Source organism: Bradyrhizobium guangxiense (assembly GCF_004114915.1).
In the GTDB taxonomy this organism is placed as follows: Bacteria; Pseudomonadota; Alphaproteobacteria; order Rhizobiales; family Xanthobacteraceae; genus Bradyrhizobium; species Bradyrhizobium guangxiense.
Genome location: NZ_CP022219.1, coordinates 2,582,838 through 2,602,847, shown reverse-complemented (window position 1 = coordinate 2,602,847; position 20,010 = coordinate 2,582,838). Strand labels below are relative to the sequence as shown.

Annotated in this window: 20 protein-coding genes; 13 read left to right on the top strand and 7 right to left on the bottom strand. The window is 64.2% G+C overall.

Features of this window, described 5'->3' with window-relative positions:
* Positions 1-4: 4 nt before the first annotated feature.
* From X268_RS12140 to X268_RS12125, 4 genes are all read left to right on the top strand, one after another.
* Positions 5-778 (top strand): GntR family transcriptional regulator, encoded by a 774-nt coding sequence (locus X268_RS12140; RefSeq protein ID WP_128925176.1) that lies wholly within the window; start codon positions 5-7, stop codon positions 776-778.
* A 32-nt stretch (positions 779-810) separates the two neighbouring features.
* Entirely contained in the window at positions 811-2,454 is a 1,644-nt protein-coding gene (locus X268_RS12135; RefSeq protein WP_128925175.1) for an arylsulfatase, read from the top strand.
* Between the two features lie 147 nt (positions 2,455-2,601).
* The gene (locus X268_RS12130) at positions 2,602-3,432 is read left to right on the top strand and encodes a formylglycine-generating enzyme family protein (RefSeq protein ID WP_245477866.1); all 831 of its coding nucleotides are present in this window, start codon (positions 2,602-2,604) and stop codon (positions 3,430-3,432) included.
* Position 3,433: 1 nt separating this feature from the next.
* Positions 3,434-5,224, top strand: a complete 1,791-nt coding sequence (locus X268_RS12125; RefSeq protein WP_128925173.1) for a chloride channel protein — start codon at positions 3,434-3,436, stop codon at positions 5,222-5,224.
* A gap of 7 nt (positions 5,225-5,231) precedes the next feature.
* On the opposite strand, the gene X268_RS12120 is transcribed toward X268_RS12125, so the two are convergent.
* Genes X268_RS12120 through X268_RS12110 form a run of 3 tightly spaced genes read right to left on the bottom strand, consistent with a single transcriptional unit; the run spans position 5,232 to position 8,705 of the window.
* Entirely contained in the window at positions 5,232-5,954 is a 723-nt protein-coding gene (locus X268_RS12120; protein WP_128925172.1) for a GntR family transcriptional regulator, read from the bottom strand.
* A 28-nt stretch (positions 5,955-5,982) separates the two neighbouring features.
* Positions 5,983-7,578 carry a GMC family oxidoreductase gene (locus tag X268_RS12115; protein WP_128925171.1) on the bottom strand — a complete coding sequence of 532 codons (1,596 nt, stop codon included), beginning with the start codon at positions 7,576-7,578 and terminating at the stop codon, positions 5,983-5,985.
* Positions 7,578-8,705: a mandelate racemase/muconate lactonizing enzyme family protein gene (locus X268_RS12110; protein ID WP_128925170.1), complete on the bottom strand. Its 1,128-nt coding sequence runs from the start codon at positions 8,703-8,705 to the stop codon at positions 7,578-7,580. The genes X268_RS12115 and X268_RS12110 overlap by 1 nt, the downstream gene beginning before the upstream one ends.
* A 107-nt stretch (positions 8,706-8,812) precedes the next feature.
* Here X268_RS12110 and X268_RS12105 point away from each other — a divergent pair, with 107 nt between their 5' ends.
* From X268_RS12105 to X268_RS12095, 3 genes are read left to right on the top strand one after another with little or no spacing between them, the layout of a single operon-like run.
* Positions 8,813-9,583, top strand: a complete 771-nt coding sequence (locus X268_RS12105) for an ABC transporter permease (RefSeq protein WP_128925169.1) — start codon at positions 8,813-8,815, stop codon at positions 9,581-9,583.
* Positions 9,580-10,389, top strand: a complete 810-nt coding sequence (locus X268_RS12100) for an ABC transporter ATP-binding protein (protein WP_128925168.1) — start codon at positions 9,580-9,582, stop codon at positions 10,387-10,389. Before X268_RS12105 ends, X268_RS12100 begins: the two co-directional genes overlap by 4 nt.
* Before the next feature lie 22 nt (positions 10,390-10,411).
* Complete coding sequence (locus X268_RS12095) at positions 10,412-11,407, top strand: ABC transporter substrate-binding protein (RefSeq protein WP_128925167.1); 996 nt, start codon at positions 10,412-10,414, stop codon at positions 11,405-11,407.
* A gap of 294 nt (positions 11,408-11,701) precedes the next feature.
* Here X268_RS12095 and guaA read toward each other — a convergent pair whose 3' ends face one another.
* Positions 11,702-13,300, bottom strand: coding sequence for a glutamine-hydrolyzing GMP synthase (gene guaA, locus X268_RS12090; RefSeq protein ID WP_128925166.1), 1,599 nt, complete (start codon positions 13,298-13,300; stop codon positions 11,702-11,704).
* A 147-nt stretch (positions 13,301-13,447) separates the two neighbouring features.
* On the opposite strand from guaA, the gene X268_RS12085 reads away from it, so the two are divergent.
* The 4 genes from X268_RS12085 (at position 13,448) to X268_RS12070 (ending at position 15,993) form a co-directional block, all read left to right on the top strand.
* Positions 13,448-13,819 (top strand): nuclear transport factor 2 family protein, encoded by a 372-nt coding sequence (locus tag X268_RS12085; protein WP_128925165.1) that lies wholly within the window; start codon positions 13,448-13,450, stop codon positions 13,817-13,819.
* A gap of 146 nt (positions 13,820-13,965) precedes the next feature.
* Positions 13,966-15,075: an endonuclease/exonuclease/phosphatase family protein gene (locus X268_RS12080; protein ID WP_128925164.1), complete on the top strand. Its 1,110-nt coding sequence runs from the start codon at positions 13,966-13,968 to the stop codon at positions 15,073-15,075.
* A gap of 113 nt (positions 15,076-15,188) precedes the next feature.
* Complete coding sequence (locus X268_RS12075) at positions 15,189-15,521, top strand: DHCW motif cupin fold protein (RefSeq protein ID WP_128925163.1); 333 nt, start codon at positions 15,189-15,191, stop codon at positions 15,519-15,521.
* Between the two features lie 262 nt (positions 15,522-15,783).
* A complete protein-coding gene (locus X268_RS12070; protein ID WP_008141931.1) occupies positions 15,784-15,993 on the top strand; it encodes a cold-shock protein in 210 nt (69 codons plus the stop codon).
* A gap of 214 nt (positions 15,994-16,207) precedes the next feature.
* Here the strand turns inward: X268_RS12070 and X268_RS12065 are convergent, their stop codons facing one another.
* The gene (locus X268_RS12065; RefSeq protein WP_128925162.1) at positions 16,208-17,509 is read right to left on the bottom strand and encodes an RsmB/NOP family class I SAM-dependent RNA methyltransferase; all 1,302 of its coding nucleotides are present in this window, start codon (positions 17,507-17,509) and stop codon (positions 16,208-16,210) included.
* Positions 17,510-17,545: 36 nt separating this feature from the next.
* Positions 17,546-17,968 carry an MAPEG family protein gene (locus X268_RS12060; RefSeq protein WP_128925161.1) on the bottom strand — a complete coding sequence of 141 codons (423 nt, stop codon included), beginning with the start codon at positions 17,966-17,968 and terminating at the stop codon, positions 17,546-17,548.
* A gap of 158 nt (positions 17,969-18,126) precedes the next feature.
* On the opposite strand from X268_RS12060, the gene X268_RS12055 reads away from it, so the two are divergent.
* Together X268_RS12055 and X268_RS12050 are read left to right on the top strand one after the other, a co-directional pair.
* Positions 18,127-18,741 (top strand): acriflavin resistance protein, encoded by a 615-nt coding sequence (locus tag X268_RS12055; protein WP_128925160.1) that lies wholly within the window; start codon positions 18,127-18,129, stop codon positions 18,739-18,741.
* A 69-nt stretch (positions 18,742-18,810) separates the two neighbouring features.
* Positions 18,811-19,653, top strand: a complete 843-nt coding sequence (locus X268_RS12050; RefSeq protein WP_128925159.1) for a metallophosphoesterase family protein — start codon at positions 18,811-18,813, stop codon at positions 19,651-19,653.
* Between the two features lie 13 nt (positions 19,654-19,666).
* Here the strand turns inward: X268_RS12050 and X268_RS12045 are convergent, their stop codons facing one another.
* Complete coding sequence (locus X268_RS12045) at positions 19,667-19,960, bottom strand: hypothetical protein (protein ID WP_128925158.1); 294 nt, start codon at positions 19,958-19,960, stop codon at positions 19,667-19,669.
* Between the last annotated feature and the right edge of the window lie 50 nt (positions 19,961-20,010).

Sequence of the window (20,010 nt, the reverse complement as noted above, 5' to 3'; positions counted from 1 at the left end):
CACCATGGCTATTCAAACACGCAAGAAGAAGCCCGCGCCGCTCGGCAGCGATGTCGTTGCGGAAGGCTCGACGCCCTTGCATATCCAGATCCGCGAATCCATCCGCAGCCAGGTGCGCGACGGCAAGTTGATCGACGAGACCGGTCGCCTGATGACCGAGGCCGAACTCGGCCGCCATTTCGGAGTCAGCCGCATCACCATCCGCAACGCCATCGCGCCTCTCGTGAATGAAGGCATGTTCGACCGCTCGCGCGGCCGCGGCACCTTCCTGCGCTCGAACCAGCCCGAGAACTGGGTCGGCCATCTCATGGGGTTCTCGGAAACCATCCGCGACGCCGGCTACCAGGCTGGTGCGAAAATCCTGCAGCAGGGCATGACCAACCGGCACGACGCCGCCGTCCGCGAGCAGCTTCGCGAACGTGCCGTCTGGCAGCTTCGACGCCTGCGGCTCGCAGACGACACGCCGATCGCCATCGAGCACGCCTTCTATCCGCCGGACATCGGTCTCGAACTGGAGAAGCGCGATCTGGTCTCAATCATCATGTACCGCGTCTTCGAGGACGAGCTTGGCCTCGCCATCAAGGACGCCCAGCAGACCATCAGCGCCGACCTCGCCGACGCCGGCAGCGCCAAGCTGCTGGGGGTGAAGGTCGGATCGCCCCTGCTTGCCATCGAGCGCGTCACCTTCGGCAAGGACGGACGGGCGCTCGAGCTGCTGCGCGCCGTTTACTTACCGAAATATTTCCGCCTCAGCATCAGCCTGACGCGCCGCCACTAGCAACGCCACACGTCAATAATGAGGATACAAACATGCCGAATGGCGCAAAGACCCCCGATAGCCCCAACATCCTGCTCATCCTCAACGACGACATGGGCTTTTCGGACATCGGCTGCTACGGCGGCGAGATCCAGACGCCGAACCTCGACCGCCTCGCTGCCAATGGCTTTCGCTACTCGCAGTTTTACAACACCGCTCGCTGCAGCCCCTCACGAGCCTCGCTGCTCACCGGCCTGCATCCGCACCAGACCGGCATCGGCATCCTCACCTACAGCAACGGCCCCGAGGGCTACGCCGGCAATCTGAACAAGAGCTGCGTGACGATCGCCGAAGCCCTGAAGAGCAGGAACTACACGTCCTACCTCAGCGGCAAATGGCACATTGCCAGCAGCCTGACCGAGCCGACCGATGCATGGCCGATGCAGCGCGGCTTCGACCACTTCTACGGCACCATCATCGGCGCCGGCAGCTTCTACCATCCCAACACGCTCACCCGCGGCAACAACAATATCGAGCACGAGGCGGAGAAGGATCCGTCATTCTTCTACACCGACGCGATCAGCGATCAGGCCGCGGCTTTCATCCGCCAGCACAAGGCGGAAAAGCCCGACGCCCCGTTCTTCCAGTATGTCGCCTACACGGCGCCGCACTGGCCGCTCCACGCCCATGACGAGGATATTGCGAAGTACAAGGGCCGCTTCGACGCGGGCTGGGACAGGCTGCGCGAAGAGCGTCTCAAGCGCCTCGTCGATGACGGCATCATCCATCCGGACTGGCGCCTGACCGATCGCGATCCGACCCAGCCACCGTGGACGGAAGCGGAGCAGCGCGAATGGACGCTGCGCTGCATGGAGGTCTACGCAGCCCAGATCGATCGCATGGACCAGGGCATCGGCCGCATCCTGAAGGCGCTGGAAGAGACCGGCCAAATGGATAACACGCTGATCATCTTCCTCTCCGACAACGGCGCCTGCGCCGAGGACATTCCGGAAGGCGTCACGGCAAAGGAGCTGGTCGACCAGTTGATGATCGCCAAGGCGACGACACGCGACGGCCGGCCGGTGCGCTTCGGCAATGACCCGACCTTGATGCCCGGCGCCGAGGACACCTATCAGAGCTACGGCACCGCCTGGGCCAATCTCTCCAACACGCCGTTCCGTCTCTACAAGCACTGGATCCACGAGGGCGGCATCGCGACGCCGTTCATAGTGCACTGGCCGCGCGGCATCTCCGAAAAGGGCGGCCTGCGGCACAATCCAAGCCAGCTCCCGGACGTGATGGCGACCATCCTCGACGTCACCGGCGCTACCTATCCCAAGGAGTATAACGGCAACGCCATCCTGCCCTGCGAAGGGGAGAGCCTCGTGCCGTCATTCGCCTCGGCGTATGGCAACCGTGGCCCGCTGTTCTGGGAACACGAGGGCAATGCGGCCGTGCGCGTCGGCAAGTGGAAGCTGGTCCGGAAGTATCCCGGGCCCTGGGAGCTCTACGACATGGAGACCGACCGCACCGAGATGAACGATCTCGCCGCGCAGCATCCGGATCGCGTCCGCGAGATGACGACGCAGTATCAGCAATGGGCCAACCGCTGCGGCGTGATCCCGCGCGAGAAGATTCTCGAACTGATGAAGGCCGAAGGCGGCACCGCCTTCTGGGAGGAAGAGAAGCAGAAATAGGGCATGGCTGGGGATCGCTCACATTGTTGCATCCTGCGCGCCGCCGGCAACGAACCGGCGACGAGCATTGATGCGCCAGCAGCGATCCCTCCCAGTGCTAACCCGATCGCGCGCCGCTGGAGCTCGCTGATCGGTGGAACCTTCCACATGGGATCCGACGGCGGAGGCTTTGTCGAGGACGGCGAAGGCCCGATGCGGCTCCTCACGCTGTCGCCGTTTGCCATTGCCTGTCACACCGTGAGCAATCTGCAATTCGGCGACTTCGTCCGCGCCACGGGCTACACGACAGACGCCGAACGCTACGGCTGGAGCTTTGTCTTCGACGGGCTGTTGCCGGAAGAGACACGTGCGAACCGCACGACGCGCGTTCAGGAAACGCCATGGTGGGTCCCGGTGACGCGCGCCTATTGGGCGCAGCCGGAAGGACCGTCGAGCAGCATTCTCGACAGGCTCGATCATCCCGTCGTCCACGTCTCCTGGAACGACGCGCAGGCCTATTGCCAATGGACCAGCACGCGTCTTCCGACCGAAGCGGAATGGGAGATGGCCGCGCGCGGCGGGTTGGACCAAGCCACCTACCCCTGGGGCAATGAGCCGCAGCCCCGCGGCGAGCATCGCTGCAATATCTGGCAAGGCGACTTTCCCGACCGCAACACCATGGATGACGGCTATTTTGGTACGGCGCCCGTTCACGCCTTCACGCCCAACGGATATGGCCTGCACAATGCCGCGGGAAATGTCTGGGAATGGTGCGAAGACTATTTTTCGCCGAGCTATCATCGCCTCACGCCATCGCGAGATCCCTTGAACCGCGAGCCTGCTCCCAACCGGTCGATGCGCGGTGGATCCTTCCTCTGCCACGAATCCTACTGCAATCGCTACCGCGTCGCGGCGCGAAGCTCCAATACGCCCGATTCCTCGTCCAGCAATATCGGCTTCCGCGTCGTGCGCACCGAACCGCTGCGGGATCCGGCCTAGGATGGCGCCGGTACCACATCCTGCGAAGCCGGCTGCGGCTCCCGCCATCCGCCTGCTGCCGTTGTTCCTGCGCAATTTCGTGCGCAATCGCGAGACCGGTCTTGTGCTGGTCGCCATCGTCGTCGGACTACTCAGTGGCGTGCTGGTAGCCGCGATCTCGAGCCTCAGCCAAGTCTCTCACGCCCTGCTGTTCGACATTCCTTTCGACGCCCACCTCAGCGCCACCGGCGTCATCTCCTGGCAGCGCACGCTGCTCGTCCCGATGCTTGGCGGCCTGGTGCTCGCGCTGATCGGACTGTATTTCGCCCGGCGCGTGAAGGGACAGCAACTCGCCGACGCGATCGAGGCCAATGCGCTCTATGGCGGCCGGGTGTCCTTTCGCGGCAGCCTGCTGATCTCGATCCAGACGCTGCTGTCCAACGGGTTCGGCGGATCGGTCGGGCTGGAGGCCGGCTATACCCAGATCTGCTCGATGTTCGGCTCCCATGTCGGCCAGCGCCTGGCCGCCCGCCGCAACGACATGCGGCTCCTGGTGGCCTGCGGCGCCGCGGGTGCGATCAGCGCCGCGTTTTCTGCACCGCTCGCCGGCGCCTTCTACGCCTTCGAGGTCGTGCTCGGCGCCTATACGTCCGCCGGGCTCGTGCCGGTTATCGCCAGCGCCGTCACCGCCTGGCTCGTCGCGCGGCAATTGACGCATCAGTCCTTTCTGATGGTGCCCGGCTTCCCCTCACCGGTTTCCGTCGAGATGATCGGCCAGACGGTGCTGATCGGCATCATCTGCGCCTTCATCAGCATCCTCGTAATGCTTGCCGTCGCATTCTCCGAGCGCTGCTTTCAGCGCATCACCATGTTCAAGGGCCTCCTGCGGCCGATTCTCGGCGGCCTCCTGCTCGGCGGCCTCGCTTTGCTGACGCCCACCGTGCTCGGCGCCGGTCATGGCGCCATGCAGATCCTGCTGGTCAGCAATCCAACCTGGCTCCTGCTCACGACCACGATCGTGTTCAAGATCCTCGCCTCGGCCATCTCGCTCGGCTCCGGCTTTCGCGGCGGCCTGTTCTTCGCGTCGCTCCTGCTCGGCGCGCTGATCGGACAGCTCTACAGCATCGTGCTGTCCGGCCCTCTTCCCACGATCGCGCTTCAGCCCGGCACCGCCGCGATCGCGGCGCTCGCCGCGCTCGGAACCGGCGTCCTTGGCGCACCGTTCAGCATGGTCTGTCTCGCGCTCGAGATCACCGGCGATTTCTCGGTCACCGTTGGCGCGGTGGTCGCTTCATCGGTCTGCGCGCTGATCGTGCGCGAGCTGTTCGGCTATAGCTTTGCGACATGGCGCTTCCATCTGCGCGGCGAGGTGATCCGCGGCCCGCAGGACATCGGTTGGGTCCGGCAGATGAGCGCGGCCTCCCTGATGCGCACCGATTTTGAGAATGCGCTGACGACGATGCCGATCGGCGAGGCGCAAAAGCTGTTCTCGCCGGCGCAGGTCCGCCAGATCGTGCTGCGCGATCCCAACGGCATCTATGCGGGCATCGTCCCTGCCGCGACACTGCATTCCGTCGCCAACCAGGACGACGAGCAGCTCGGGTCACTGGCTCAGCAACAGGACGAGTGCCTGCTCCCGACCACCCCGGTGCGCGAGATCCTGAAGGCATTTGAACGCAGCGAAGCGGATGTGCTCGCAGTCGTCGACCGCACCGACCATCGCGCGACGATCGGCACGCTGAGCGAAGCCCATGTCCTGCGCACCTACGGGGAAGAACTTGAGCGCCGGAACCAGGAGCTGTTCTCGCGTTGAGCGAGCGTTAGGGCCGCAGATCCATGTCGATCCGCACGAAGTCGCCGCGATAGGTGACCTCGCCGAGATAGATCACGGTACGGTCCGCGGTCGTGAAGATGCGGCGGACTTCGGCCACCGGCGAATTCAGCGGTACGCGCAGCAGCCGCGCCGCCTCGATATCCGCAGCACCGATCGTCAGGGTCTGGCGCGCGCTGGCGATCGCGGGATCCCTGAGATCGTTGAGGATCGGGATCACGGTCTCGTTTCGAAAACGCTTCGGCGATCTGCGAAAGATCTTCTCGTCGAGATAGATCGAAATGACGCAATACGGCTGTTTCTCCCGCGAATGCAGCCGGCGCATGAAGACGTATTTTTCGGCCGGCTTGCCATCGCCGGAAAGCAGCGGCGCGTTGGTGCGGCTCTCCGAGATGTTGATGATCTCGGGCGAGGTGTCGCGATACATGTCGGCGAGATCGGACAGCGTCGTCTCGACCTTAAGCCAGCGATCCTGCCGCACGGTCCCCGTGACGAAGGTGCCGCGGCCCTGCTGCGCCTCGATCACGCCGTCGCGGGCGAGCAGCTCCACCGCCTGCCTGATCGTGACGCGCGACACGCCGAACTCGGCAGCCAGCTCCTCGTTGGCGGGCAGGCGAAATCCCTGAGTCCAGACACCGCGCGCGATACGCTGCCGGAAGATGTCGGCGATCTGCGCGTATTTGGGGACGTGACTGTCGGAACTCAATTCCATCTCGTCCTCCGGAATTCAGGCCGCGCGATCAAGCCATGACCAGCGCTGCACCGCGCTCGCCGATCATCAGGCTGGTCGCATTGGTGTTGGCCGAGGTGATCTGCGGCATCACCGAGGCATCGATCACACGCAGGCGCTCGACGCCGCGCACACGCAGCTGCGGATCGAGCACGGCCTGCGCGTCGCTGCCCATGCGACAGGTCCCCACACAGTGAAATACTGTGCCTCCGGTGTTACGCGCAAAGTCCCACAGCCCGGCATCATCCCTGGCCGCCTCGCCCGGCACCATCTCGACATCCCAGAGCGAACGAAACGCCTTCTGCCGATAGATCTCGCGCAAAATCTTCAGACCCGCGACGATGGTCTTGCGGTCGATCTCCTCGGCGAAATAGTTCGGCGCGATCCGCGGCTGCTCGTACGGATCGGTCGAGCTGATCGCGAGCTGCCCGCGCGACTTTCCGTGGCATTGCCAGACCGACGCGGTGAAACCGGAATAGCTGTGCAGGGGTTCGCCAGGCTTGTCGACCGAGAGCGGCATCACGTTGAACTGCACGTCCGGCCGGCCGCCGACGGCGTATTCCGTGCAGGCCGCGCCGCCCACCTGGCCCGCGCCAACCGTCAACGGGCCGCTGCCTGCCAGCATCCATTGCAGCCCCATCTTCGTCAGCTCGACGGGATTGCGCACCTGATCGTTGAGCGAAATCCGCTCCTTCAGCCGAACGATCAGCCGCGCCTGATAATGGTCCTGAAGATTGGCGCCCACATCAGGAGACTCGGCAACGACGGGAATGCCGAGCTTGCGCAGCAATTCGGCCGGACCTACGCCGGAAAGCTGGAGGATCTGCGGGGATTGGAGCGCGCCGCCGGACAGGATGATCTCACGATCAGCCGCCGCGCTGTGGACTTGCCCCTTGCTGATCCACTCGACGCCGGTCGCGACACGACCGTTGAAAACGACCCTGCTGACCTGCGCGTGGGTGATGATGGTGAGGTTGGGACGGGGGGCGGCGGGGCGCAGAAATGCAGAGGCCGAACTGGTCCGCCAGTGCCGCCCGATGCCGAGCTGGTAGGTACCGACGCCGAGCGTCGTGGCGCCGTTGAAGTCGGGATTGCGCGGCAGACCGAACTCTACACCCGCCTCGACCCAGGCCTTCGATGCCGGATTGTCGTTGCGGAGGTCGGAGACCTCGAACTCCCCGAGCCCACCGTGAAACTGGCTCTCGCCGCCGCGGTAGCGCTCGTAGCGCCGGAAATACGGCAGGAGTTCGCGATAGCTCCAGCCATCGGCGCCAAGGCGCTCCCAATCGTCAAAATCCTCGTGCTGACCCCGGATGAAGATCAGACCATTGATCGAGGACGAGCCGCCGAGCACGCGGCCGCGCGGCCACACGATGGCACGGCCGCCGCTCCCCTCCGAGGGCTCGGTCCTGAACAGGCGCGAGAACCGCTCGTTGTAGATGGTCCGGTAATAGCCGACCGGAAGCTTCAGCCAGAAATTTCGATCCGACCCACCGGCCTCCAGCAACAGCACGCGGCAGGACGGATCGGCCGACAGTCGGTTTGCAACGACGCAACCGGCCGAGCCCGCGCCGACGATGATGTAGTCGTAGCCGCGTGCTGGCATCAGATCGTCCGGTATTGTTCGATGGATGCAAGATCGGGCGCGAAGCCGAGGCCAGCCTCGTCGCCGAGCGTGATCATGCCGTCGCGGACAGCGAGCACGGGACCGCAGAAGCGATCGCGCAACGGGTTTTCATTGCAATCGACTTCGAGCAGCCCGTCGCCGCCGACGCCGGCGAGAAGATGCGCGGATGCCAGAAGGCCGATGCCGGCGCCGAGATAGTGCGGGCAGAACATCTTTCCCGACTTCAGGATGTCGCGGGCGATGCTTGCGCAAGCCGACAGGCCGCCCCATTTGGCGATGTCGGGCTGGACGACACCGAGCACCGGCTCACGCAGCACCTCGGCAAAACCGGCGTGGCTCGCGATGTTCTCGCCGGCCGCGAGCGGAAAGCGGATGGCCTCGCGCAATTGCGCCCATTCCTGACGGGGGCGATCGGCGCGGATCGGCTCCTCGAGCCAGGCGAGACCGACGTGATCGAGCTGCGGCGCGAGCTCCAGCGCCTGCGCCAGGGTCCAGCCCTGGTTGACGTCGGCGGCCAGCAGGCCCTCGCCCACAAGACGGCGCAGCGCGGCAAGGTTGGCGCGGTCGCCTGCCGGATCGAACCCGATTTTCAGCTTCAACGCGCGATAGCCGCGGCTGAGCGCCGCTTCGGCTGTCCGTTCGGAGCCGACCGGATTGATGCCGCTGGCGTAGACCTTGATCGTGCGCCCCGCCCCGCCGAGCAGCCTCCACAGCGCAACGTTCTGGCGGCGCGCGTGGAGATCCCAGACAGCGAGATCGATGCCGGCGATCGACTGTGCAAACGGGCCGGCCTCGCCCGATTGCAGCGCGAGCACGGAGGTTCCCTGCGTCAGATGCTCGAACGGAGCAGACGGCTCAAAGGCGTTGAATCCGACCAGCGCCGGCGCGAGCAATTCGTTGACAAGCCGAACACGATGCTCGGCGCCCGGCGCGGGAAAATTGCACCACACCTCGCCCCAGCCGATGTTCCCGTCGCTGTCTTCGACGCGGACGAAGACAGCCGGCCGATCCTTCATCCGCCCGAAGGACGTGATGACCGGCGTGGTCAGCGGGTAACGATAGCCAAAGGCCTGGACGCTTCGGATGGTGAAAGGCTGTGATGTCATGCGGGAAAACCTGCGACGCCTACGACCAAAAGGCGCCACTTGTATGGTCATCCTATTTATAATATGACCTCTGAAAACATCAACCGCAATCTGGGTGGACGCGTCGAATGAACGGAGCTGGCCTGAGACGCCTCGGTCTCGGATTGATACCGTGGATCGGTGCGATCGTGCTCTGGTACGCCGTGCGCTGGAGCGGCTTCGTCAACGTCTCGCTGATTCCTGCGCCGCACCAGGTCGCCGCAAAATTCTTCGAGCTTCTCACCAAAGAAGGCCTGCTGATCGACATCTTCGCCTCGACGCGGCGTGTCTTTCTCGGCGTCGCGCTCGGCATCCTCGCGGCCGTGCCGGTCGGATTTTTGCTCGGGTGGTATCGGCCCGCCCGCACCTTCGCCGACCCCATGATCAACTTCTTCCGCGCGCTACCGCCGATCGCGCTGATCCCGCTGGTGATCGTCTATTTCGGCGTGGACGAGCTCGCAAAGCTCGTCATCCTGTTCTACGCCTCGTTCTTCTCCGGCGTGATCGTGATGTATGAGGGCGTGTCGCAAATTACGCCGCTCTACATCCGCGTGGCGCAGACGCTCGGAGCCAACCAGGCCGAGATCTTTCGCAAGGTCATCATTCCTCTCACCGTCCCGCACATTCTCACGGCGCTGCGCGTGGCTTTGGGCGTGGCATGGGCGACGCTGGTCGCATCCGAGTTGATCGCGGCACAGCGCGGGCTGGGCGCCATGATTCAGAATGCCTCGACCTACTTCCTGCTCGACGTGATTTATGTCGGCATCATCTGCATCGGCCTGATCGCGCTGATCATGGATTTGATCCTGCGTAAGATCACGGCGCGGCTTCTGGTCTGGCAGGATCGGGTCATCGCATGAACAAGCGCGCGCAGTTCGACAAGGTTTCGCTGTGCTTCGAGACGCCGAAGGGCCGCCTCAACGTGGTCGAGGACGTCAGCTACGACATCAAGGACGGCGACTTCATTGCGGTGATCGGCCCGTCCGGCTGCGGCAAGACTACGATGATGAGCATGCTCGCCGGCTTCCAGAAGCCGACCACCGGCAAGGTCCTGTTCGACGGCCGTCCCGTCGCCGGTCCCGGCCCCGAGCGCGGCGTCATCTTCCAGGAATACGGCGTATTCCCCTGGTTGACGGTGAAGCAGAACATCGCCTTCGGCCTGACGCTCAACGCCAACCATGTCCCGATCGCCGAGCGCGAAGCGATCTGCGATCACTATCTCGGCCTGATGGGCCTGGCCGACTTCGCCAATTCCTTTCCGAAGCATCTGTCCGGCGGCATGCGGCAACGCCTCGCGATCGCGCGGGCCTATGCGGTGAAGCCGCAGTTTCTCCTGATGGACGAGCCGTTCGGGGCACTCGACGCCCAGACCCGCTCCAACATGCAGAACCTGCTGCTCAAGGTGCTGGAGACCGAAGGAAAAACCGTCATGCTGATCACCCATTCCGTCGAGGAGGCGATCTACCTCTCCTCCCGCATCGTGGTGGTGACGGCGCGGCCGGCGCGGATCAGGGAAATCATCGACGTTCCCTTCGCTTATCCGCGCGACGAGTCGATCCAGGAGCGGCCGGAATTCGCGGAGCTGCGAAGTCATATCAGGCAGCTCGTCATGGACGAATATCGCGCCCAGCAGGCGCAGATGCGTCCGGTCTCATTCTCGGAATAACAGACAAAACGGAGGACACATCATGGATCGGCGGCAATTTCTGACCACGACGGCGGGCCTTGCGGTCGGCACCTTCACGGCCGCGGCACCGGCAATCGCGCAAGCGAAGACGAAGGTCCGCGTCGGCTATCTTCACACCGTCGCCGTCGACGGCCAGATCTGGACCGGCATGGACCGCGGCTCCTTTGAAAAGCAGGGCCTCGATCTCGAGCTGCGGCAGTTCAACACCGGCCTCGAAATCTTTCAGGCTCTGATTGGTGGCAGCCTTGACGTGCTGGCAACCGGTGCGGTCCTCTCGAACTTCCCGGCCCGCGGCCAGGGCAAGGTGTTCCTCATCAACGATATCGAGGTGGCGACCGCTCAGCTCTGGGTGCGCGGTGATCAGGGCATCAAGTCGTTCGCGGACCTCAAGGGCAAGCGCATCGCGACCGCGACGGGTACGACCGCGCACGTCTTCCTTGATACGGCATTGCGCGCGAACAAAGTCGATCCCAAGGACGTCGAGCTCGTCAACCAGACCATGCCCGCGGCTGTGACCGCGTTCATCTCCGGCGCCGTGCCTGCCGTGGCGCTGTGGGTACCCTTCAACGTCACGGTCCGCGACAAGGTGCTGGGCGCGACGATGCTCGCCGATGCGTCAGCCTACTATCCGAAGGCGGCCATCATCGGCGGCTGGGCCGCTGCGAATGACTATTATGAGCCCAACAAAGAGACTTTGGCCAAGCTGATCCGCGGCTGGGCGGATGCCAATGACTATATCGTCGCGAACAGCGCTGAAGCGATGGAGAAGCTGCAGAAAGGCCACTACAGCCAGACGCCGTTGTCGGACATCAACGAGTCGTTCAAGGCGCAGAAGATGTTTACGTCCAAGGACTGGAAACGGATGTACTCGGACGGGACGGTCACCAACTGGCTGCAGCAGTCGACAGACTTCTTCATGGCCAACGCCGGCATCAAGGACTTCACGCCGGCGAGCAAATATTTCGATCCGAGCCTGTATTTGAAGACGATTGCCTAGATACCAAGGCATTGAGGGCTGGGTGTTCGCGCCGGACGCATCATCTGTGCGGCGCGCTCCAGCTGCCTTTATCCCGGCCAATGATCTGCCGACGTACCAAGCACGTATGAGCACCGAAGGGAACACCCATCCCTTCCGCACGCTCAACTGCGCTGCTGCACTCCCCTGTTCGGGGCGGCATGGATGGTCGCTCCAAAAAGGCTAAGCTGGTCTCGAGGTTCTTTGGTCGTAGTCTCCTGGAGGCGAGAGACATTCCGAAGCCTACGCCAAGCTACGCGATAGCTGCCTGCAGCACTACTCCCACTCGATCGTCCCAGGCGGCTTGCTGGTCACGTCGTACACCACCCTGTTCACGCCCTTCACCTCGTTGATGATGCGTGTGGCGGTCTCCCCTAAGAATTTCATGTCGAACTGGTAGAAGTCGGCGGTCATGCCGTCGGTCGAGGTGACGGCGCGCAGGCCTACGACGTAATCGTAAGTGCGGCCGTCGCCCATGACGCCCACCGTCTTCACCGGGAGCAGCACGGCAAAGGCCTGCCAGATCTCGTCGTAGAGGCCGTGCTTCCTGATCTGGTCGATGTAGACGGCGTCCGCCTTGCGCAGTATGTCAAGCTTGTCCCTCGTGATCTCGCCGGGGCAGCGGATGGCAAGGCCGGGGCCCGGGAACGGGTGGCGGCCGACGAAGATTTCGGGCAGGCCGAGCTCGCGGCCGAGCTTGCGTACCTCGTCCTTGAACAGCTCGCGCAGGGGCTCGACGAGCTTCATGTTCATGCGCTCAGGCAGGCCGCCGACATTGTGGTGCGACTTGATCGTCACCGAGGGGCCGCCGGTGAAGGAGACGCTCTCGATCACATCAGGATAGAGCGTGCCTTGCGCCAGGAAATCGGCGCCGCCGATCTTCTTGGCCTCGGCCTCGAACACCTCGATGAAGAGGCGGCCGATGGTCTTGCGCTTGGCTTCGGGGTCGGTGACGCCTTCGAGCTCGCCCAAAAACTGTCTTGAGGCATCCACGTGCACGAGCGGGATGTTGTAGTGGTGGCGGAACAGGTCGACGACCTGCTCGGCCTCGTTGAGGCGCATCAATCCGTGATCGACGAAGACGCAGGTGAGCTGGTCGCCGATCGCCTCGTGGATCAGCACGGCCGCGACGGCTGAATCGACGCCGCCGGAGAGGCCGCAGATCACTCTGCCCTTGCCGACCTGCGCGCGGATCTTGGCGATCTCCTCCTCGCGGAAGGCGCGCATGGTCCAGTCGCCGGTGAGGCCGGCGATCTTGCGCACGAAGTTGCGGATGAGTTTGGCGCCGTCGGGCGTGTGCACCACTTCGGGGTGGAACATCAGGCCGTAATATTTGCGCTTCTCGTCCTGGATGATCGCGAACGGGGCGTTCGGCGAGGTGCCGGCGACGGAGAAGCCGGGCGGCATCTTGGTGATGCGGTCGCCGTGGCTCATCCAGACCTGGTTCTTGCTGCCTGACGACCAGACGTCCGCGAACAGCTGGCTGTCGGCCTTGACCTCGACATCGGCGCGGCCGAACTCGCGGTGATGGCCGCCCTCGACCTCACCGCCGAGCTGGGCCGCCATGGTCATCTGGCCGTAGCAGATGCCCATCACCGGCACGCCGGAGGCGAAGATCAATTGCGGGGCGCGAGGCGAGCCCGCTTCATGCACCGACTCGGGGCCGCCGGAGAGGATCACCGCCTTCGGCTTCATCTCCTTGAAGGCTTCTTCGGCCTTGTTGAACGGGACGATCTCGCAATAGACGCCGTCCTCGCGCACGCGACGCGCGATCAGCTGCGTCACCTGGCTGCCGAAGTCGACGATGAGAATCTTGTCGTGCGCCGAGGCCACCGAGGGCGTCGACGCGGAGCGGTCGTTCTGTGCTGCTGTCATGGCCAGCAGATACGCTGGCCGCGGGCGCGCTGCAACCGCGCTGGCCGCGCGCCCACATTCTTCTTTGGGCATGGACAAACCATTATAGGTCAGTAATATTGACCCATTATGCCCATCCTCAGAAAGGGGCCGATCAGGGAGAATGCCATGTCACAGCACCATCAGCCATCAACGCTGGCCGCGCTCGGCCGCACCTGGGTCGAAGCCTGGAATACTGGCGATCTCGAGCGCGTGCTTGCCCTCTACGACGAGGCGGCCGTGATGACCTCGGACCGCATTCCCATGCTGGGGTTCGACGCCAGCGGCACGGTGCGCGGCAAGGATGCCTTGCGCGCCTATTGGGGCAAGGCACTCGGGTTGTTGCCGGAGCTGCATTTCACGCTGATCGATCTGTTCGTCAGCCCCGACAGCGTCGTGGTGTTCTACGCCAACGAGCGCGGCAAGAAGATCTGCGAATATCTGCGGGTGAACGATGCCGGGCTGATCGTGCAGGGCTCGGCGAACCATTTGGTCGGGTGACGGAGCTCCCACCTCTATTGTGACAACGATGCGAAGGCCGGCGCGGCTCGGTGCCGGCTGCGACCATCCGCGCGCCTCGACTGAATGCGAGCTTTCCGGTATTCTCTACCATTGATTGAATGTCATTTTCATCCTTGGGAGATTTCATGAAGCTCGCATCTTTCAACGTGGAAAACCTTTTCATGCGCGCGCGTGCGCTCAGCGGCCCTGGCTTCTCGGAGCAAGGCAAGGTCATCCTGAAGGCGCAGGCCGACATCAACGCCCTCCTCGGCAAGGACACGTACACCAAGGCCGACAAGAAGAAGATCGTCGAGCTGCTCGATACGCTCGGCCTCAAGAAGTCGGACGAGAGCAAATACGCGATCCTGCGGCAGAATCGCGGCCATCTGGTCAAGCGGCCGCAAAGCGGACCGATCGAGGTCGTGGCCGACGGCCGAGACGACTGGATCGGCTGGGGCGACCTCACGGGGGAGCAGGTCAACGAGGAGGCAACACGCAATACTGCGCGGGTCATGAAGGCCATCGATGCAGACGTGCTCGGCGTGGTGGAAGCGGAAAGCCGGCCCGCCCTGGTCCGGTTCTGCAAGGACGTGATGCCCGCCGTCGAGGCGACGCCCTACGATCATATCATGCTGATCGACGGCAATGACGATCGTGGCATCGACGTCGGGCTCATGACCAAGAAGAAATTCGAGATCGTCTCGATCGCAAGCCACGTCGATGACGAAGACGAGGACGGCCTCGTCTTCAGCCGGGATTGCGCCCAGTTCGAGATCAGGACGGCAGAGGGAAATTCACTCATCGTCCTCGCCAATCACTTCAAGAGCAAGGGCTTCGGCTCCCAGGCGACCTCGAACGCGAAGCGCAAGCGGCAGGCCGCACGCACCGCGACCATCTATCGTCAGCTCCGCCAGCAGCACGATTTCATCGCGGTGATCGGCGATTTCAACGACACGCCGGACAGCGATCCGATCAGCCCACTGTTTCATCAGACCGGCCTGAAGGACATCAGCGAGCTCGGCGGGGTCGACGATGGCGGCCGCCCCGGCACGTTCAAGAACGGCACCGCGTCGAACAAGATCGACTACATCCTGCTATCACCAGCCCTGTTCGAGAAGGCGACGGCCGGCGGCATCTTCCGCATGGGCGTCTGGGGCGGCAAGAACGGCGACCTGTTCCCGCATTTTCCGGAGATCACCAAGGAGGTCGAGGCTGCGTCCGACCATGCGGCGATCTGGGCCGAGCTCGACATCTAGCAGCCCGCGCATTGGCGCCTGCCGTCTTCGGCAGGCGTCAATGGCTTGCGACGGTCAGGTTAGTGGTTATGAGGTTGAAGGACCACGAAACCACATTGACCGGATTCGCCAGCATGAAACTCCCCACCTCCCCCTTTACCGTCACCGACTGGAGCAAGGTCGAGCCGACCACGCATCCCGGCGAAACCGGAGAGGCCAAGTGGCGCACGCTCAATATCGGCGATCTTCGCGTGCGGATGGTGGAATATTCGCCGGGCTATCTGGCCGATCATTGGTGCGATCGCGGCCATGTGCTCTACGTGCTGAAGGGCGAGCTCGACAGCGAGCTGCGTGACGGGCGCACATTCAAGCTCACGGCGGGGATGAGCTACCAGGTTTCGGATTTCGGCGACGCCGCGCATCGGTCCTCGACCGCAACCGGGGCGACGCTCTTCATCGTGGACTAAGTCGCGGCGAGCGGTTAATTTGCACCGCAAAATAGCAAAGTCGCGCGACGTTCCGAGCCGCGGGTGGTGCCTTGAAGTGGCCCCAAATTCTCGCTATATTGTGATCATCGATACTTGGCCGAACGACTGGGCCGCTTCGCTTCGTTGCTGACGGGCGCGCACGCTTCAGATGAATTCTCCAAACATCGACTCATCAGGATCAGGGACGCATCGAAGCGTCATGGTCCGCGTGCGTACTCTCTCTAACTAAAGGAAATTACCCATGGCTATGGGCACCGTGAAGTGGTTTAATACCCAAAAGGGTTATGGTTTCATCCAGCCGGACGACGGCCAGAAGGACGTGTTCGTGCACATCAGCGCCGTCGAGCGCGCTGGCCTCTCCTCCCTCAACGAGGGTCAGAAGGTCTCGTTCGACATCGTCGCCGACCGCCGCAGCGGCAAGTCGTCTGCCGACAATCTCCGCGTCGGCTAACGCCGGCGCAGCGTTCTGACCACGGACGTACCGGCAGAACGCTCGAGTTAGAAAGCCCCGCGACCGGGATCCGGTCCGCGGGGCTTTTGTTTTGGGGCCTCCGTCCTTCCGGGCTCGCGAAGCGAGAGCCCGGAATCCATCGAACCACACACGCTGCCGCACGATGGATTCCGGGCTCGCCCTTCGGGCGCCCCGGAATGACGGCGGAGTGAGATCAGCCCGTCTTCCTCAGCACCGAGACGAAAAATCCGTCCGTTCCGGTCCGCCGCGGCGTCATCAGCCAGCCTTCCGGCGATTGCAGCGCGGCCTCGCCAAAGGCCTCGGCCTTGTCCCAGAGCACACTCGCGGTCTGCTCGGGCGGGACGACCACGAACTCGGGATGGCGCGCGACGAATGCCCTCACCTGCTCGCCGTTCTCCTCCGACAGCACCGAGCAGGTGATGTAGGCAATGCGGCCACCGGGCTTCACCAGCGGAACTGCCCGCTCCAGCACCTCGGCCTGGTCGCGCAGGCGAATCTCCAGCGCGCCCGGGCGCATGCGCCATTTGGCGTCGGGATTGCGGCGCCAGGTACCGGTTCCCGTGCAGGGCGCGTCGATCACGACGAGGTCGGCCGTGCCGCTGATATCCGAGAGCGCATCGGCCTCGCCCTTGGGCGTGCGAATATCGGCATTGTGGACGCCGGCGCGGGACAACCGTTCGTGGATCGGAGCGAGCTGGCGCTTGTCGCGATCGGTCGCGATCAGCCGGCCCCTGCCCTGCATCAGTGCGGCGAGCGCCAGGGTCTTGCCGCCGGCGCCGGCGCAGAGATCGATCACCTGCTCGCCGGGTTTTGCCGCGGTGAACTGGGCCGCAAGCTGCGATCCCTCATCCTGCACTTCAATGGCGCCCTTGATGAAGTCCTCTTCGGCCTGAATGCCGGGGTTGCGCGCATCGGCCGAAAGCTCGATACGGAGGCCCGTTGCCGACCACGGCGTCGGTTTCGCATGAAGATGAGAAAGCGCCCTCAGAACCTTGTCGCGATTGGATTTTAGCGTGTTGACGCGAAGGTCGAGCGGGGCCCGGCTTGCCATCGCGGCCGCCTCCGCCACACGGTCCTCCCCGAACACCTTGGCAAGGTGCGGGTCGAGCCATTCGGGATAATCGCCGGCGATCGCGGCCGGCGCCCCCTGGAGGGAGCGCGAGGCGAGCGCGGCCTCTTCGGCCTCGGTCAGCGGCGCCGGCGCAAAGCGGCTGCCGTCGAACAACGCGCCCATCGTGGCTGCGTCCATATTGCGCTCGAGGCGGAGCATGCCGATCAGCCGCGCCCGCGCGGTATCCGCGTCCATCAGCCAGGCGCTCGAAGCGTAGCGCCGCAGCACGTCCCAGACCAGGCCGGCGATGGCGGCGCGGTCGCCGGAACCGGCGAAGCGGTGCGCAGTGCCCCACTCCTTCAACGCCTTGGCCGCGGGCACGCGGTCCTTCTCGATGGTGTCGATCAGCTCGATGGCTGCGGACAGCCGGGCAGCGGGGGTCATTCTTAATCTTTCAGGTCAGCATTGGCAGGGACGCGCCTAGACCAGCAACAAGAGCTTCAGCGCGAAGTAGATCCACATCGCCAGCAGCACCAGCACGCCGGCGAGCCAGACCGTGGAGCGCCGGCCGAGATCGTTCGACGAGACGAAGACCCCGGCATGGGCAAAGCGCGTCACCACGAACACCCAGGACATCAGCACGATGAAGAGATCGGCGCGGCGCAGCGGCAATGCCAGCGCGATCAGGACGTAGAACAGCACCGGCAACTCGAACTGGTTGCGGTAGCAATTGGCGATTTGGGTGGCGCCCTTCGGCCAGTTCGGCTCGCCGAGCGCAATGTCGCGGATCCTGGTCTCGCCCGAGACCAGCGTCTTGCGGCGCGCGACGACCATGCCGATCAAGAGCGCGAAGGTGAGCCCGATCTGGACGAAGACCGGCAGCAAGACCATTTGAACGGACATCGGAACTTCCCATCCGGCGGGGACCGCCGGACGTCCATTAGCCGCCGCTCCTCGTCCTGACAATCAACGAGTTGAACTGGCTTTCCCGATTTTGCGACCAACCACCGATAGTTAAAGCGGATTTCGCCCCCTGTCGGGGCCCAAGGCGAGATGGCGCCATGACCACCCTGACCAGCCTTTGGACCGAATCTGCCGACGGCCGGCTCGGTCTCCTGATGTCGGCCCTGTCGGGGATCGCGATGGCGCTCGCGGTCGCGCTGGCGATGACGGTGTACTTTCGCCTGAGCTACCGCACCTGGCGGGACGTCCTGCGGCATGGCGTGGCCACGCTCGCGGCGCTCGCCTTGTTCGCCTTCGCCGCCTACGACATGCGCCATGCCGCACTCGCCTATCTCGGACTCAATCCGTCCAAGCCCGTCGTCGCGTTCGAGATCCGCATGCCTCGGGAGATGCTGACGGGGATGACCGACAGCCAGATCGAGCTGCACACCGATCGCAACCAGATCCTGGCGCTGGTCGACGGCGTGCGCGACCTCGCCGACGGACGCGCACTGCTGCGGGGCGCGGTGGCGCTCAACCACCGCACCGCGGACCGCATACTCGTGGTGAACCTGCCGGGCAAGGGCACGTTCGAGTTTCGCCTCCGTTTGCCCGCCGAGCCGCATCGCTCCCCGGAATTCGGCCCCTGGCATCTCGCCGACCGCATCGCCTCGCCGCTGGCCGCCCCGGTCGCGCCGCAGGACGCCTACACGATCCGCTACCGCGTGCTTTAAACTTTGTTCGTCGCGATCCATGCCCGCGCCGTCATCGTTCCGACGCGCGACAACGGCTAAGCTGGTCGCATGTCCGAATTTCGCCTGACGCAGATTTCCGACACCCATCTCGGCCGGCGCTTCCCCGGCCTGGTCGCCAACTTCCATCGCGTTTGCGAGCACATCGACGCCGACAGGCCCGATCTCGTCGTCAACACCGGCGACGTTTCGTTCGACGGACCGACCAGCCGCGACGATGTCGTCTTCGCAAAAGGCCTGCACGACGCCCTGCCCGTCGCATGCCGCTATCTCCCCGGCAATCACGACATCGGCGACAATCCGACCGCGATCGGGCCGGCGCCGAAGCCGCCGGTCAACGAGGCGCACCGCCGGCAGTTCTACGACATCATCGGCGAAGACCATTGGGCGCTCGAAGCCGCGGGCTGGCGCTTCATCGGCCTCAATTCGCTGGTCATGAATTCAGGGCTCGGCTTCGAGGCCGAGCAGTTCGACTGGCTGTCGCAGCAGATCGCGCGCACGAACGGCGGACCGGTCGCGCTGTTCCTGCACAAGCCCCTCTTCCTCAACCGGCCCGACGATGCCGAGACGCCGGAGACGTCGATCCGCTACGTGCCGCAGCCGGCGCGGGCACGGCTGATCGAGATGTTTGCGGGCGTCGATCTGCGCCTCGTCGCCAGCGGCCATGTGCACCAGCGGCGCGACTTCACCTGGCGACACCCCCGCCACGTCTGGGCCCCATCGGCCGGCTTCGTCATCAACGATACGCGGCAGGACCGGATCGCGATCAAGGAGGTCGGGCTCGTCGAATACCGCTTTCGGCCTGACAGCCTTGAGGTCCGCCACGTCAAGGCTGCAGGCCAGGTGGATGTCGACATCGAGGAACTCTTCGCCCAGATGGGCGGCGAGCACTGACGCGCTTGGCCGCTCAGGCGACGCTCTTGAGGTCCTGCTGGATCGCGGCGAGCAGGGATTGCAGCGCTGCGCTGTTCACGGGCTTGGCCGCGAGATCATTGGCAGCCGGTTGCCTGACAGGCGCGGTCTTGACCGGACGCGTCGGGAATGGCGGCGGCGCCGGCATGGCGAGACGGGTAAGATCGTCCCTCTCATCGAAGCGGACGAACTTGCCATGGATGACGTCGTCGCGGCGGCCCATGACGAACATGGTGGTCCAATAGCCGGCGGCCAGCAGGATTACGCAGAAAAAACCAATCTCTAACATCGCAGCACCTAAAATATGCGCGATGATTCAACGTCTTCGCCCTGGGGTCA